The 15,853-nt window shown below is 66.5% G+C and carries 12 protein-coding genes; 2 read left to right on the top strand and 10 right to left on the bottom strand.

All coding sequences use genetic code 11. From position 1 onward, the window contains the following. Nucleotides 1–49: 49 nt before the first annotated feature. The gene (locus BBX35_RS18615; RefSeq protein ID WP_067223270.1) at nt 50–670 is read right to left on the bottom strand and encodes a 2,3-bisphosphoglycerate-dependent phosphoglycerate mutase; all 621 of its coding nucleotides are present in this window, start codon (nt 668–670) and stop codon (nt 50–52) included. A 39-nt stretch (nt 671–709) separates the two neighbouring features. Beyond that, nucleotides 710–1,513 carry a 4-hydroxy-tetrahydrodipicolinate reductase gene (gene dapB / locus BBX35_RS18610; RefSeq protein WP_067223988.1) on the bottom strand — a complete coding sequence of 268 codons (804 nt, stop codon included), beginning with the start codon at nt 1,511–1,513 and terminating at the stop codon, nt 710–712. Nucleotides 1,514–1,737: 224 nt separating this feature from the next. On the opposite strand from dapB, the gene BBX35_RS18605 reads away from it, so the two are divergent. Together BBX35_RS18605 and BBX35_RS18600 are read left to right on the top strand one after the other, a co-directional pair. Next, nucleotides 1,738–2,922 (top strand): autoinducer 2-binding periplasmic protein LuxP, encoded by a 1,185-nt coding sequence (locus BBX35_RS18605; protein WP_171901492.1) that lies wholly within the window; start codon nt 1,738–1,740, stop codon nt 2,920–2,922. After that, nucleotides 2,919–5,690: an EAL domain-containing protein gene (locus tag BBX35_RS18600; RefSeq protein WP_067223261.1), complete on the top strand. Its 2,772-nt coding sequence runs from the start codon at nt 2,919–2,921 to the stop codon at nt 5,688–5,690. Before BBX35_RS18605 ends, BBX35_RS18600 begins: the two co-directional genes overlap by 4 nt. 124 nt (nt 5,691–5,814) lie before the next feature. On the opposite strand, the gene pnp is transcribed toward BBX35_RS18600, so the two are convergent. The 8 genes from pnp to rimP all read right to left on the bottom strand — a co-directional run bounded on the left by pnp (nt 5,815) and on the right by rimP (nt 15,763). After that, complete coding sequence (gene pnp / locus BBX35_RS18595) at nt 5,815–7,932, bottom strand: polyribonucleotide nucleotidyltransferase (protein ID WP_067223257.1); 2,118 nt, start codon at nt 7,930–7,932, stop codon at nt 5,815–5,817. Between the two features lie 263 nt (nt 7,933–8,195). Beyond that, entirely contained in the window at nt 8,196–8,465 is a 270-nt protein-coding gene (gene rpsO / locus BBX35_RS18590; protein WP_067223251.1) for a 30S ribosomal protein S15, read from the bottom strand. 3 nt (nt 8,466–8,468) lie between these two features. After that, nucleotides 8,469–9,443 carry a tRNA pseudouridine(55) synthase TruB gene (truB, locus tag BBX35_RS18585; protein WP_067223249.1) on the bottom strand — a complete coding sequence of 325 codons (975 nt, stop codon included), beginning with the start codon at nt 9,441–9,443 and terminating at the stop codon, nt 8,469–8,471. 4 nt (nt 9,444–9,447) lie between these two features. Next, nucleotides 9,448–9,870, bottom strand: a complete 423-nt coding sequence (gene rbfA, locus BBX35_RS18580; RefSeq protein ID WP_244271661.1) for a 30S ribosome-binding factor RbfA — start codon at nt 9,868–9,870, stop codon at nt 9,448–9,450. 168 nt (nt 9,871–10,038) lie between these two features. Then, the gene (infB, locus tag BBX35_RS18575) at nt 10,039–12,708 is read right to left on the bottom strand and encodes a translation initiation factor IF-2 (protein ID WP_067223245.1); all 2,670 of its coding nucleotides are present in this window, start codon (nt 12,706–12,708) and stop codon (nt 10,039–10,041) included. 7 nt (nt 12,709–12,715) lie between these two features. After that, nucleotides 12,716–13,396, bottom strand: coding sequence for an RNA-binding protein (locus BBX35_RS18570; protein WP_083206429.1), 681 nt, complete (start codon nt 13,394–13,396; stop codon nt 12,716–12,718). A gap of 43 nt (nt 13,397–13,439) precedes the next feature. After that, nucleotides 13,440–15,083 carry a transcription termination factor NusA gene (gene nusA, locus BBX35_RS18565; protein ID WP_067223236.1) on the bottom strand — a complete coding sequence of 548 codons (1,644 nt, stop codon included), beginning with the start codon at nt 15,081–15,083 and terminating at the stop codon, nt 13,440–13,442. Nucleotides 15,084–15,187: 104 nt separating this feature from the next. After that, nucleotides 15,188–15,763, bottom strand: a complete 576-nt coding sequence (gene rimP / locus BBX35_RS18560) for a ribosome maturation factor RimP (RefSeq protein ID WP_067223234.1) — start codon at nt 15,761–15,763, stop codon at nt 15,188–15,190. Between the last annotated feature and the right edge of the window lie 90 nt (nt 15,764–15,853).

Genomic DNA, 15,853 nt, shown 5'->3' with positions numbered 1-15,853 from the left:
CGCGCCTCAGGCGCGGCCGTTGCTGTTCCTGGCATTTCGCAGGGCGGTCTCAGTCGGCGAGATCCTGGACAGAGGCGACCTTGCCCTCGTCCGTCAGCCGGTAGACGATCGGCGCACCGGTCGCCAGCTCGCGCTTGAGAATCTCGTCCGGCGACAGGCCTTCCAGCTCCATCACCAATGCGCGCAGCGAATTGCCGTGGGCGGCCACGATGACGCGCTTGCCGGCGATCACCTGCGGCAGGATCTCGGAGCGATAGTAGGGCAGCACGCGCTCGGCAGTCATCTTGAGGCTCTCGCCGCCGGGCGGGGGAACGTCGAAGGAGCGGCGCCACACATGCACCTGCTCCTCGCCGAACTTCTCGCGCGCCTCGTCCTTGTTCATGCCCGTAAGATCGCCGTAATCGCGCTCGTTCAGCGCCTGATCGCGGATCGTCTCCAGGCCCTCCTGCCCCAGTTCCTCAAGGATCAGCTTGAGGGTGTTCTGGGCGCGGCTCAGGTCGGACGTGTAGGCCACGTCGAAGGCGAGCTTCAGGTCGCGAAGCTTGCCGCCGGCGGCGCGCGCTTCGGCAACGCCCTTCTCCGTCAGGCCGGGATCCTTCCAGCCGGTGAAAAGGTTCTTCAGGTTCCATTCGCTCTGCCCGTGACGCACGAGCACAAGAAGATGTTCCATTGCGAGACTGTCTCCAGGTCGGATGGCGGAGGGTGTGGCTCAGTCGCGCAGACCGAGCACATCCTCCATCGTGTAGAAGCCGGGCTTCCTGTCGCGAGCCCACAGGGCCGCCTTCACCGCGCCCCGGGCGAAGATCTGCCGATCCTGGGCGTGATGGGACAGGGTGATCGTTTCGAGAGGTCCGGCGAAGATCACGCTGTGATCGCCGATGACCGTGCCGCCGCGCAGAGTTGCAAAGCCGATATCGCCGCGCTGGCGCTCCCCGGTGAAGCCGTCGCGGCTGCGCACGCTGCGCTCGCCGAGATCGATGTCCCGTCCCGTCGCGGCTGCCTCTCCAAGCAGATAGGCGGTGCCGGAGGGCGCATCGACCTTGTGCCGGTGATGCATTTCCAGAACCTCGATGTCGAAATCCTCGTCCAGCGCCGCGGCCGCGCGGCGAACGAGCGCTGCCAGCAGATTGACGCCGAGGCTCATGTTGCCCGACTGGACCACGCGGGCATGGCGGGCGGCAGGACGAATGGCGGCAAGATCGTCCTCGCCAAGACCGGTGGTCCCGATCACATGGACGATCCGCGCCTGGGCGGCCAATTCGGCGAAGTGACGCGATGCGGCTGGTGCCGTGAAATCGAGCACGCCATCGGTCGCAGCGAAGGCCGCAAGCGCGTCGTCGGTGACCACGATGCCGTTTGCCTGCAGCCCTGCGAGAACGCCGCAGTCCTGCCCGATCGCCGGAGACCCTGCCCGTTCGACCGCAGCCGACAGCCGGACGCCCTCCATTTGTGAAATCGCACGGATCAGCGCTCCGCCCATGCGTCCGGCAGCCCCTACCACCGTCAGGCGCATTTCCGTCATGCCGCAACTCCGCTCGTGATCTTTTAGAACCCGTTCCGGTCCCTGCGCGCGGTATAGCAGGTTGACCGGCTCGCGCAACGCCGCAGGTCGCGCGGAAGGAACGGAGAGGCTCAGCAGCTCACGGGAAGGGCATTTCGCACCTGCACGGCACGCCACGCCGCTGTGCATGAAGCGCTGATTTTTCACGTTTTCTCAATCGTATGATGATTCCTTGCATGTGTCTGGCCAATCAGACAGACTTCTGGAATGTGCTGCCGTATCGGAATGCTACCGTGAGAAGAACGCGACTGCTCCTTCCGGTTCTTTTCCTCCTCATCTTGGCAATGCTCCCAAGCGGCATCGCCAGATCCGATTTCGGCCGCAGCTCTCTCGCCGAATTCTGGGAACTCCCCGAATTTTTTAAGGAATTTCCTGAAGAGCGCGAGCTCAGCGCACGATTCACCCAGCGGGTGCAGGACGCAGCATCCCCGCCCGCCGACACTCCCCCGACACCGGCGCGCATCGCCGTCATCTACCCGGCGATCCAGGCCTCGGACTATTGGCGACGCAGCATCGTGGCGCTGGAGCGCCGGCTGGACGAACTCGGCATCCGCTACGAGATGGCTTCCGAATTCACGCTGCCGGGGCAAGAAATCCGCGAGCAGACCCGGCAAATCGCCGAGATGCTGAAGTCCGATCCGGATTACCTGATCTTCACGCTGGACGCCCTGCGCCACAGGGTGCTGGTGGAGCGTCTCATCGCCCGCGGCCGCCCGAAGGTCATCCTGCAGAACATCACGACGCCGCTGCGCGCCTGGGGCCAGGACCAGCCGTTCCTGTATGTCGGCTTCGACCATGCCACCGGCGCTCGCCTGCTCGCCGATCATGTCGTGGAAACCCGGCCGCAGCCGGAAAGCTTCGCGATCTTCTATGGCCTCAAGGGGTATGTCAGCTATGCCCGGGGCGAACCGTTCCGGCTGGCGATGGCCGAGCAGCCAGGAAAGCGGCTGGTCGCCTCCTACTATGTCGGCTTCGATCGTGAAAAGGCCCGCGAAGCCGCGGCGGAGCTGTTGAAGCGGCACCCGAATCTCGGTTTCATCTATTCCTGCTCCACCGACATCGCACTCGGTGTCGCCGATGCCATAGAAGCCGCCGGCCTGACGGGCAAGGTTGCCACCAACGGCTGGGGCGGCGGCAGCGCCGAACTCGATTATCTGGCTCAGGGCCGCCTCGACGTGACCGCCATGCGCATCAATGACGACAACGGGGTAGCGATGGCCGAGGCCATCTCCCTCGACATCCAGGGGCGCACGGACGAGGTTCCGCTCGTCTTCGCCGGCTCCTTCGCTCTCGTGTCTTCCGATGACGCTCCCCAGCGTATCGAGGAGTTGAAACGGAGGGCGTTCCGCTACTCGCAATGACACGCAGGGCCGACTTCCGTTTCAACCGCTTCGTGCTCGGCCTCTTCGCAGTCGCGCTGCTGACGACCTCGGCCGTGCTCTTCGCGATCAGCTATGTCGGCAGCCTGTCCATCGCCGACCAGGAGCTGAAGCGCTTCGCCCACAAGGAAGCGACGCTTGCCCGCCTGGTCTTCGACCAGACCTTCAGCCGGCTCGATACCTACCTCAGGGCGCTGTCCGAGAACTCGGCTCTCCGGCGTGCCGTCTGGTCGCGCGACGAACGTCTCGTGATGCAGATCCTGTCGGACGCTGCTCGCCAGCCGATCGGTGCGCAGTTCGAGCTGCTCAAGGTCGACCAACCCGACGAAACGGACTGGGTGGATGCCGGGGCGTCCCTCTACGACCTCGACCAGATCCTGACCCCGGACCTGCGCGCACGCATGCCTGTCGGTCAATGGCACCTGTTTACCGGCGGCGAGACCAGCGCCAACGCCGCGCCGGTCCTGCTTGCCGCCCTCTCCGTTCCCTTGGTGGACGACATCGACGGCCGCGTACTCGGCCAGCTGACCGGCGGCTATGTCTTCAACGACAGCAAGTATCTGCTGGACGACCTGGCCAAGGCGCTGGACACGGACAGTCTTGCGCTGTTTCTCGACGACCGGGTGGTCTCTGCCAGCGGCGACATGCGGGAGGTTGTGCGTCGTGACGGCGCCGCTCTCAGGCGGTTTGGACAGCTTGACCATGTGCTCGCTGATGACCGGCTGCTGATCCGCTCCCAGTTGGAAGAAGCGCCGGCCAGCCGACCGCTCTACCTGGTCAGCGACCGGCCCGGCGAGACCATCGACAATATCGAGGCGACCTACCAGACCCTGTTCACGCCGTTCCTGCTCTATGTGCTGGCGGGGTCCGTGCTCAGTGCCTACATCCTGCACCGCTTCACCAGCCCGGCGCTTGAGCGCCTCGTCAAATACGCCGCTCGGATTCGCCAGGACACGTCCGACGTCACCTATCGTCCAGGCAAGATCCGCGAGTTCAACGCTCTCGGCGTAGCATTGCAGGAGGCGTTTCACGACCTGAAAGAGTCGGATGCCCAGTTCCGCGCGCTCATCGACGAGTCGCTGCAGGGTGTGTGCATCCACTCGAACCAGCGGATTCTCTATATCAACGACGCCCTGCTGCGGCTGCTGGGCCGGGAGAGCGAGGACCGTCACAGGGTCATCGGCCTGCAGGTGCTGGACCTGTTCGCGCCGGAAGAGCATGAACGGCTGAAGTCCTATGCGAGGGCCCGCGCGTCCGGCGCCTCGGCGCCCGATGTCTACGAGGCGCGGGCCCTGTCGCAGACCGGAGAGCGGGTGTGGGTGGAGCTGCACCTGCGCCAGACGCGCTGGAACGGCGCCAGCGCCTATCATGTCACCGTCACCGACATTTCCGAGCGCAAGCGCCAGGAAGAGCTGATCGTGCGCCAGGCCAATTTCGACGGATTGACCGGCCTGCCGAACCGAACCCTGTTCCGCGACCGTCTTGTCCAGGCCATGTCCCGCGCGCAATGGGACGGCAACATCGTCGCCTTGCTGTTCCTAGACCTCGACCGGTTCAAGAACATCAACGACAGCCTCGGACACAGTGTCGGCGATCAGCTGATCAGGGAGACGGCGGCCCGCATCGGCGCGGTGCTCGACGACCACGACACGGTGGCGCGGCTCGGCGGCGACGAGTTCGCCGTCATCCTCAGCAATGTCCGCAGCGTGATGGACGTGGAGATGGCAGCCGCTCGCCTGCTCGCCCATCTGGGCCGGCCCCTGATCGTCGGCAACGGCGTCGAAGTGTTCGCCACCGCCAGCATCGGCATCACCGTGTTTCCCAGCGACGGGCGCGACGACGAACTCCTGCTGCGCCAGGCCGACACGGCGATGTACCACGCCAAGGCAGACGGCGGAAACAAGCTGCGCTTCTTCTCAGCCCACATGAACGAGCAGGTGGCGCGGGCGCTGGAAACCGAAAGCGCCCTGCGCAAGGCGCTGGAACGGCGCCAGTTCACCCTGAATTATCAGCCGGTCGTCGATGTGGCGCACAACCGGATCGCCGGCTGCGAAGCCCTGCTGCGCTGGACCGACCCCGAACGCGGCGTGATCTCGCCGGCGGAGTTCATCCCCATTGCCGAGACCACCGGGCTGATCGTGCCGCTCGGCGCCTTCGTGCTGGAAGAGGCCTGCCTGTTCTTCCAGCGCTGCGCCGAGCAGGGGCTCGACCTGCCCGGCATCAGCGTCAATGTCTCGCCGCGCCAGTGCCGGGACGAAAACTTCATCCAGCTCGTTCGCGAAACGGTGGAACGCACCGGCATGCCGCCGGAGCGGCTGCATCTGGAGATCACCGAAAGCGTCATGTTCGACGAGACCGGCAGCGACCCGGTCGAGACGCTCAACGCCATCCGCCGGCTCGGCATCGGCCTGTCGCTCGACGACTTCGGCACCGGCTTCTCCTCGCTGAGCAACCTGAAGCGGTTTCCCATCGACGTGCTGAAGATCGACCGCTCGTTCATCCGCGACCTGGAAACCGACCGGGACGACCGCGCCTTGGTCGAAGCGATCCTGGCAATGGCCTCCAGCCTCGGCATCACCGTCGTCGCCGAGGGCGTCGAGACAGAGGGCCAATGCACGTTGCTGGGCCGGCTCGGCTGCACCCGGATCCAGGGCTTCTATCTTGGGCGGCCGATGCCCGACGACCGGTTCCGCGAGTATCTGGAGGCCCATGACGGCTCGTCCCGGCCGCGCAAAACCGGCACGGCCTGACGCTCTTCCGGTTTCCGCCGCCGCAGGCTTTCCAAAGGCCAGCGGATCGCCCAAACGAAAACGGGCCGGAATGATCCGGCCCGTTTCCTTAGTCACTTGCAGTCCAAGGCTTTCGCCGGGGGCATCAGGCCTCCGCGGCGATCTCCTTGCCGGTCTCCTGGTCGACGACCTTCATCGACAGGCGAACCTTGCCGCGCTCGTCGAAGCCCATCAGCTTCACCCAGACCTTGTCGCCTTCCTTGACGACGTCGGTGGTCTTGGCGACCTTCTGCGGGGCCAGCTGCGAGATGTGGACGAGGCCGTCCTTCGCGCCGAAGAAGTTGACGAAAGCACCGAAGTCCACGGTCTTGACGACGCGGCCCTCGTAGATCACGCCCACTTCCGGCTCGGCAGCGATGGAGTTGATCCAGTTGATCGCAGCCTTGATCGCCTTGCCGTCGGAGGAGGCGACCTTGACGGTGCCGTCGTCCTCGATGTTGACCTTGGCGCCGGTCTTCTCGACGATCTCGCGGATGACCTTGCCGCCGGAGCCGATGACTTCACGGATCTTGTCGACCGGGATCTTCAGGACCTCGATGCGCGGGGCATGCTCGCCGAGCTCGGCACGGGCCTCGGACAGGGCCTGCGACATCTCGCCGAGGATGTGGATGCGGCCGTCGCGCGCCTGGTCGAGCGCGACACGCATGATCTCCTCGGTGATGCCGTCGATCTTGATGTCCATCTGCAGCGAGGTGACGCCATTGGCGGTACCGGCCACCTTGAAGTCCATGTCGCCGAGGTGATCCTCGTCGCCGAGAATGTCGGAGAGAACCGCGAAGCGGTCGCCTTCCTTGATCAGGCCCATGGCGATACCCGCCACCGGCGCCTTCAGCGGCACGCCGGCATCCATCAGCGCCAGTGAGGTGCCGCAGACGGTCGCCATCGACGAGGAGCCGTTGGACTCGGTGACCTCGGACACGACACGCAGCGTGTACGGGAACTCGTGATGCGCCGGCAGGAGCGGGTGAACCGCGCGCCAGGCGAGCTTGCCGTGGCCGATCTCGCGGCGACCGGGCGAACCCATGCGGCCGGTCTCACCAACCGAGTAGGGCGGGAAGTTGTAGTGCAGCATGAAGGTGGACTTGTAGGTCCCCTCCAGGGCGTCGACGAACTGCTCGTCCTCGTTGGTGCCGAGGGTGGCGACCACGAGGGCCTGGGTCTCGCCGCGGGTGAACAGGGCGGAACCGTGGGTGCGCGGCAGGATGCCGGCCTCGGAGACGATCGGGCGGACCGTCTTCAGGTCACGGCCGTCGATGCGCTCGCCCTTGTCCAGGATCGCGCCGCGGACGATCTCCGCCTCCAGCTCCTTGAACAGGCCGCCGACGACGACCTTGTCGATGCCGGCGTCACCGGCCTCGGCGGCCAGCGTCTCGACCGTCTTGGCCTTGGCAGCGTCGATGGCGTTGCGGCGCTCGGTCTTCTCGCGGATGGCGTAAGCGGCCGTCAGGTCGCCGGCAGCCAGCTCCTTGATGCGGCCGGCCAGCGCGGAATGATCCGGCAGGTTCAGCGCGCGCGGCTCGCGGGCAGCGGTCTCGGCCAGCTTGATGATCGCCTCGATCACCGGCTGGAAGCCCTTGAAGCCGAACATGACGGCGCCGAGCATGAGGTCTTCGCTCAGCTCCTTGGCCTCGGACTCGACCATCAGCACAGCTTCGCCGGTGCCGGCGACGATCAGGTCGAGAGCCGAGTCCGACATGTCGTCGACCGCCGGGTTGAGGACGTACTCGCCGTTGATGTAGCCGACGCGGGCGCCGCCGATCGGGCCCATGAACGGCACGCCGGAGATGGTCAGCGCCGCGGAGGCGGCGACCATGCCGACGATGTCCGGAGCGTTTTCCATATCGTGCGACAGGACGGTGATGATCACCTGGGTGTCGCACTTGAAACCGTCGACGAAGAGCGGACGGATCGGACGGTCGATCAGGCGCGAGGTCAGCGTCTCGTGCTCGGACGGACGGCCTTCACGCTTGAAGTAGCCGCCCGGGATCTTGCCGGCCGCGAAGGCCTTTTCCTGGTAGTTCACGGTCAGCGGGAAGAAGTCCTGGCCCGGCTTCGGCTCACGGGCCGAAACGATGGTGGCCAGCACCTTGGTCTCGCCGTAGGTGGCGAGCACGGCACCGTCGGCCTGGCGAGCGATCTTGCCCGTCTCCAGCACCAGCGGACGACCGCCCCAATCGACTTCCACGCGATGAATATCGAACATGTTGTTATCCTATTTCGGTCACCCGGCCTGCATCAGATATGCAGCCCGGGGTGCTCCCATGGGCAGGCGCAGGCGGCATCGTGCCAGCTGCGCCATTGAAGTGACGCGCCATGGGCAAGACAGCAGGTGGCTCGTGCCCGCCCGGCATGCTGCCGGTGCGTTCAAGCCACCTGCTATCCTGCCCCATGACCGTCTTTCGCCGCCAGTCCGGCGGCAGATGCGCAAACGCGGCGCCCTTGCGGACGCCGCGTTGCCCGTACCGGTTAGCGGCGCAGGCCGAGGCGCTTGATCAGGTCCTGATAGCGGCCTTCTTCGGTCTTCTTCAGGTAGTCGAGAAGCGACCGGCGCTGGCTCACCATCTTCAGCAGGCCGCGGCGGGAATGGTTGTCCTTGCCGTGGCTCTTGAAGTGTTCCGTCAGGTTGGCGATCCGCTCGGAGAGAATGGCGATCTGCACATCGGCAGAGCCCGTGTCACCTTCCTTGATCGCGTATTCCTTGATCAGTTCCGCCTTGCGTTCAGCGGTAATCGACATCGGTCATGTCCTTTCAACGATAATCGCCCCGGATGTGTCCGGAGCGAGATTGAAGACGCGCCGCGGCAAGAGTTCCCCGCGCTCGATCTCGCCGATCGCCACCAGTTCTCCCTGAGTGGTCACTGACACGAGGCCCGAAAACGCCGGGGCATCCCGCCCGCGCAGCAAAACGCCCTGCCCCCTTCGGAGGCGGGCCGCATCCTGCCGGCTGACGGCCAGCGCCGGGATGTCGTCCAGCGCGGTCTCTACAGGCAGAATGAAGTCGGCATGAGCCTCGGTCAGGCCCATGCCGGGCGCACATTGCCCCAACTCCTCAAGAGTTTCCAGCGGAATCATGTCCTCCTCGTCGAAAGGACCGACGACAAGGCGCCGCAAGGCGGCCACGTGACCGCAGGTGCCGAGCCGCTCCGCGATGTCGCGGGCGAGCGCGCGCACATAGGTGCCCTTGCCGCATTCCGCCTCGAAGACCGCGTGGTCGCGGTCGAGGCATTCCACCAGCTCGAGCCGGTGAACATCGATCTCGCGCGCAGCGAGCTCGACCTCGTCGCCGCCGCGGGCGAGGTCATAGGCGCGCGCGCCATCCACCTTGATGGCGGAGTATTTCGGGGGAACCTGGCTGATCGTCCCGGTGAAATCGGGAAGTATCGCCGCGATCTCGCCTGCATCGGGGCGGGCGTCGCTGGTGGCGACCACCGGGCCTTCCGTATCGTCGGTCTCGGTCGCCTCGCCCCAGCGCACGGTGAAGCGGTAGACCTTGCGCCCGTCCATCGCGAAGGAGACGGTCTTCGTCGCCTCGCCGAACGCGACCGGCAGCAGGCCGGAGGCGAGCGGGTCGAGCGTGCCGGCATGGCCGACCTTCTCGGGATGCAGGATCTTCTTCAGCCGCGTCAGCGCATCGTTGGAGGTGATGCCGACCGGCTTGTCGAGCACCAGCCAACCGTCGATGCGGTTGCGGTTCGCCTTCTTGCGTCGTCCCATGCGCCTAGCGTCCACCCCGGTCCGGGGCGTCGTCGGAACGCTCGTCGCCCTCGTCCGCCTCGTCCTCGGACAGATCTCGGCGCACATCGTCGCGGGACAGAAGCGCGGTGATCCGGTCGTCGTCGTCGAAACGGGTGTCGAGAACGAAGCGCAGGTCGGGAAGGAACTTCATGGTCATCCGGCGCGCCAGTTCGCGGCGGATCGTGCGGGCGCTGCGATTGAGCGCCTCCACCACCCGGTCGGCATCGCGGCCGCCCAGCGGCATGACCAGGCAGCTGGCCAGACGCAGGTCGGGCGTCATGCGCACTTCCGGCACGGAGATGATCGTTCCGTCGAGCGCCGGGTCGGCCAACGTGCCGCGCGCCAGGATGTCGGAGACTTCCTTGCGCACCAGCTCGCCGACGCGCAGCTGACGCTGCGACGGCATTCCCACGGGATGTCTGTTGTTCGGAGCCATGGAACCGGTCCACATCTTGCCGGATCGCCAAAGGTAGCAAGCGGCGGTTTCCCGGCGCGCCCTGCCCTGCATCCGGACCAAACGGCAAACGCCGGCGGGACTGTCCCGCCGGCGCGCAATACGTGCGGCCGCAACCCCTTAGAGGGTGCGCGCCACTTCTTCCACCCGGTAGCACTCGATGACGTCGCCCGGGCGCATGTCCTGGTAGTTCTCGAAGTTCATGCCGCATTCCTGACCGGCATTCACTTCCTTCACCTCGTCCTTGAAGCGCTTCAGCGTACCGAGCTTGCCTTCGTGGATCACGACGTTGTCGCGGATCAGGCGAACCTGGGCGCCGCGCTCGACGATGCCCTCGGTCACGCGGCAACCGGCCACCTTGCCGACCTTGGTGATGTTGAAGATCTCGAGGATCTCCGCATTGCCAAGGAAGGTCTCGCGGCGCTCCGGAGACAGCAGGCCCGACATTGCCGCCTTAACGTCATCCACCAGGTTGTAGATGATGTTGTAGTAGCGGATCTCGATGCCCTCACGCTCGGCCGCATCGCGCGCCTGCTTGTTGGCGCGGACGTTGAAGCCGATGATCGGCGCGTTGGAGGCGGTTGCCAGCGTCACGTCGCTCTCGGTGATGCCGCCGACGCCCGCATGCAGGATGCGCGCCTTGACCTCGTCGGTGCCCAGCTGATCCAGCGCACCGGCAATGGCCTCGACCGAGCCCTGCACGTCGCCCTTGATGACCAGCGGGAACTCCTTGTGGCCGCTCTGCTGCAGACGGTTCATCATCTGCTCGAGCGAACCGCGGGCACCGCTGGCGAGGACCGACGCCTTGTCGCGCTTCTGGCGCTGGCGGTAGTCGACGATCTCGCGGGCACGCGCCTCGTTCTCGACGACGGCGACCATGTCGCCGGCAGCGGGCGTGCCGTTGAAGCCGAGGACCTCGACTGGCTTGGAGGGCGGAGCCTCCTTCACCTGCTGGCCGTTCTCGTCGAGCATGGCGCGCACGCGGCCCCACTCGGACCCGGCCACCAGGATGTCGCCGACCTTGAGCGTGCCCTTCTGGACAAGCACGGTCGCGACCGGGCCGCGGCCCTTGTCGAGCTGCGCCTCGATGACGATGCCTTCGGCGGTGCGGCTCGGGTTGGCCTTGAGCTCCAGAACCTCGGACTGCAGCAGGATCATCTCGAGCAGCTTGTCGAGATTGAGCCGCTTCAGCGCCGAGACCTCGACGTCGATCACGTCGCCGCCCATCGACTCCACCACGATATCCTCGCGCAGAAGGTCGGTGCGCACGCGGCTCGGATCGGCCGACGGCTTGTCGATCTTGTTGATCGCCACGATGATCGGGACGCCGGCCGCCTTCGCATGGGCGATGGCTTCCTTCGTCTGCGGCATGACGCCGTCATCGGCAGCCACCACCAGGATGACGATGTCCGTGGCCTTGGCGCCGCGGGCACGCATCTGGGTAAAGGCGGCGTGGCCCGGGGTGTCGATGAAGGTGATCTTGTGACCGCCCTGCTCGACCTGGTAGGCGCCGATGTGCTGGGTGATGCCACCGGCCTCGCCCTGCACCACGTTGGAGCGGCGCAGCGCGTCGAGCAGCGACGTCTTGCCATGGTCGACATGGCCCATGATCGTGACGACCGGCGGACGCGACTCGAGCGCATCGTCCGCATCGGCAGCCGAGAACAGGCCTTCCTCGACGTCGGATTCCGACACGCGCTTGACGGTGTGGCCCATCTCCGAGGCAATCAGCTCCGCCGTGTCGGCGTCGATCACATCGTTGATCTTGAGCATCTGGCCCTGCTTCATCAGCAGCTTGATCACGTCGACGGCACGCTCGGCCATGCGGTTCGCGAGCTCCTGGATGGTGATCGCCTCGGGCAGAATCACCTCGCGGGAAATCTTCTCGCGCACCACCTGCTGGCCGGCCCGACGCTCCTTCTCGCGGCGGCGACGCAGCGAAGCGAGCGAACGGCTGCGCCCCTCGTCGTCGCCGGTGGCGGAGGAGATGGTCAGCTTCGACCGGCGGCGGTCGTCGGCGCCGGGGGTCTTTGCCGGCGGACGTGCCGGCGCGACCTTGGCGCGCTTGACAGCCTTCACGCCGCCCTTGCGGGCGTCGTCGTCGTCTTCGCCGGCACGGCGCGCAGGAGCGGCCGCAGGCGCTGCGGCGGGCTTGCGGGCCGCGTCGTCGCGGGCAGCCGGCGCCGGTGCGGAGGTCGAAACCTCGCCGACGGCAGCCGCGATGGCGCTGGCCGCATCCGCAGCCGTGACCTTCTCGCGGGTGTCCTCGTCCTTCTTGCGCTCGGCCTCTTCGGCGGCGCGAAGGGCGGCCTCCTCGGCCTCCCGCTTGGCGCGTTCCGCCTCTTCGACCTTGCGGCGCTCTTCCTCGATGGCGCGCAGGCGCTCTTCTTCCTCGCGGCGCTTGCGGTCTTCCGCATCGCGGCGCTGTGCCTCGATCAGGGCCTGCTGACGGGCAGCGGCCTCATCTTCGGTGAGGGTGCGCAGGATGTTGCCGCCGCGCGGACGCTGCGGTGCCGGCTCGGCACGACGCTGCGGGACCGGCTGCGGCTCGACATCGGGCCGCCGCTGCTGCGGCGCCGGGGCGCGCGGTGCCTCGGCCTCGGCCTCGGGCTTGCCGCCCTCGCCCGGCAGGACGACGCGGCGCTTCTTCTTCTCCACCACGACCGCCTTGGTGCGGCCATGGGAGAAGCTCTGACGGACCGTGCCCTGTTCAACGCCGGAGCGTTTCAGGCCCAGTGTCTTGCGCTCCATGCTGATCGTCTTGTCGCCGGGGTTTTTCGTTTCGCTCATATCGCCTTCAGTCCTGGATCACCGCACTGCCCGCACCGTCGTTCGCAACCGGATCGCCGAGCGTTCCGGCGACAGGGTCGCTGCCGGAACCGGTACGGAAACGCTCCAGTTCCTCAACCCGGACGAGAGCGTTCTCGCCTGCCCGGCCTGCAAGCAGTGCAGCATGTATCACATTTGACCGACCCAATGCCAAATCCAATTGAGCCGATGTAAAACAGCCGATGAGCCGGCAACCGCCGGTATCGGCAAAGCGCGCCCGCGCGATTGCCGCGAGCTTTCTGGCCCCGTCGTCGCCGCCATCGCGCGCCTGGACGAGACCTATGACATCCTGCCCGCGCACCGCTGCCTCAACCTTTGCGAAGCCGCTGACGACCTCGCCGGCCTTTCGGGCCAGAGACAACGCATTGAGCGCGGACCGCTCGATGAGGGCATCGACCTGGTCTGCCAGGTCGCCCTCCACCCGCACGGACCCATCCTTGAGCGCGCGCGAAAACACTTTCTTCTTCTGGGCCTCGGCGACCGACTGGCGGCTCGCCGTGATCCAGACCCCCCGGCCCGGCAGCCTGCGCCGCAGGTCGGGGACGATGTTGCCGTCCGGGCCCGCGACGAAACGGATCATCTCGTCCACCGGACGCACCGCGCGGGTCAGCGCGCAGCTTCGTTCCAACGGCTCGTTTCGTCTCGGCACCCGTATCGCTCCGCCGGTCGTGTCGGCCCCGGCTCAGCCAGGGTCAGACCTCGTGCACCACGCCGGTCGCAACGACGCCCGACTCGTTCCCGTCCTCGCCATCCTCGGCTTCGGACGGCTCTTCTTCCGCGGCCAGATCGGCCTCGGTGATCCAGCCCGCCTCGATGCGCGCGGCCATGATCATTTCCTCGGCCTCGGCGCGGCTAATGTCGAACCCGGTCAGCGCACCTTCGTGGCGCGTGACCTCGCCATTGGCGCGTTCGGTCCATCCGACGAGATCGTCGGTGGCGCAGCCGGCCAGGTCCTCGACGGACTTGACGCCGTCCTTGCCAAGCGCGACCAGCATGGCCGTCGTCAGGCCGTTGATGTTGCGGAGGTCGTCGGAAACGCCAAGTTCGCGGCGCTCCTCGTCGAGCTTCGCCTCGATCTCCTCGAGATATTCGCGGGCACGTGCCTGGATCTCGTCGGCGGTCTCCTCATCGAAGCCCTCGATCGTGGCGACCTCTTCGCGCTCGACATACGCCACTTCTTCCACCGAGGCAAATCCTTCGGAGGCGAGAAGCTGGCCGACGACCTCGTCGACGTTCAGCGCTTCCATGAAGAGCTGCGTGCGATCGGTGAATTCCTTCTGGCGACGCTCGGACTCATCATGCTCGGTCATGATGTCGATCGCCCAGCCGGTCAGCTGGGACGCGAGGCGCACATTCTGGCCGCGGCGGCCGATGGCCAGCGACAGCTGCTCGTCCGGCACCACCACCTCGATACGCTCCGCATCCTCGTCGAGGACGACCTTGGCCACCTCGGCCGGCTGCAGCGCGTTGACGATGAAGGTCGCGTGATCCGGGTTCCACGGAATGATGTCGATCTTCTCGCCCTGCAGCTCGCCGACGACCGCCTGGACGCGGCTGCCGCGCATGCCGACGCAGGCGCCGACCGGATCGATGGAGCTGTCCTTGGAGATGACGGCGATCTTGGCGCGCGAGCCCGGATCGCGGGCGACCGCCCGGATCTCGATGACGCCGTCATAGATCTCCGGCACTTCCTGGGCGAACAGCTTCGCCATGAACTGCGGATGGGTGCGCGACAGGAAGATCTGCGGGCCGCGCTGCTCGCGCCGCACGTCGTAGACATAGGCACGGATGCGGTCGCCGTTGCGGAACAGCTCGCGCGGGATCAGTTCGTCGCGGCGCACGATCGCCTCGCCGCGGCCCAGATCGACGATCACGTTGCCGTATTCGACGCGCTTGACCACGCCGTTGACGATCTCGCCGATGCGATCCTTGAACTCGTCGTACTGGCGGTCGCGCTCGGCCTCGCGCACCTTCTGCACGATCACCTGCTTGGCCGACTGGGCGGCGATGCGGCCGAAGTCCAGCGGCGGCAGCGGCTCGGCGATGTAGTCGCCGATCTGCGCCATCGGGTTGCGGCGCAGGGCCTCTGCCTTGTCGATCTCGGTCGAGGAGTTCTCGACGCTGTCGACGACCAGCAGCAGGCGCTGCAGCTTGATCTCGCCGGTGCGCGGATTGATCTCGGCGCGCACTTCGGTCTCGGAACCGTAGCGCGAGCGCGCGGCCTTCTGGATCGCGTCTTCCATCGCAGCGATCACGATGCCGCGATCGATCGTCTTTTCGCGCGCGACCGCATCCGCGATCTGCAGCAGCTCCAGCCGGTTCGCACTGATTGCCATCTCAGTCCACTCCTCTCGCGCCGGTCTCGCCGGCGCTTCCTGTCATCTGGAAGGGCATGGCCGCTTCCCTCGGAATTCCGTTTCCTCTCGCCCGCAACGGCGGATCAGTCCTTGTCGGCCCCGTTGGCGGACGCCTTGCGGCGCGCCGCCTTGTCCGCCTTCAACGCCGCCTCGACGAGCTCGTCGGTCAGCACCAGGCGAGCCTCGGCGATGTCGGCGAGCGCAAGACGTACGTCCGGCTCGCCGTCGTCCGGCAGGTCCTCGAGACGCAGCACCAGATCGCCATCCTCGATGGCCCGGATCTCGCCGCGGAAGCGCTTGCGGCCGTCGCGCGGCACGGCAAGCTCCAGCTTGGCGAAATGCCCGCGCCAGCGCTCGAAATCCACGGCGCGCACCAGCGGCCGGTCGATACCGGGCGAGGAAATCTCCAGATTGTACTCGCGGTCGATCGGATCCTCGACGTCGAGAATCGGGGTGACCGCGCGGCTCACCGCCTCGCAATCGTCGACGGTCATCGTGCCGTCGGGACGCTCCGCCATGATCTGCAGGGTCATACCGTCGACGCCGGACAGCTTGACGCGCACGAGCTGGAATCCCAGATCGACGATCGCCGGCTCGAGCATGGCCGCGATGCGTGCCTCCAGTCCGTTTTCCCGGACGATCCGCGTTTCCTGGTCCAACTCTGCCTCCCCGTGGGGCCAAAGGGCATTCGCCAAAACAAAAAGAGCGGGCCCCCGGGAGGGCCCACTCTCATACTGCTCATGCGAGCC

The organism is Stappia indica (assembly GCF_001696535.1).
GTDB classification, from domain to species: domain Bacteria; phylum Pseudomonadota; class Alphaproteobacteria; order Rhizobiales; family Stappiaceae; genus Stappia; species Stappia indica.
This window is presented reverse-complemented; position numbering and strand designations above follow the sequence as displayed.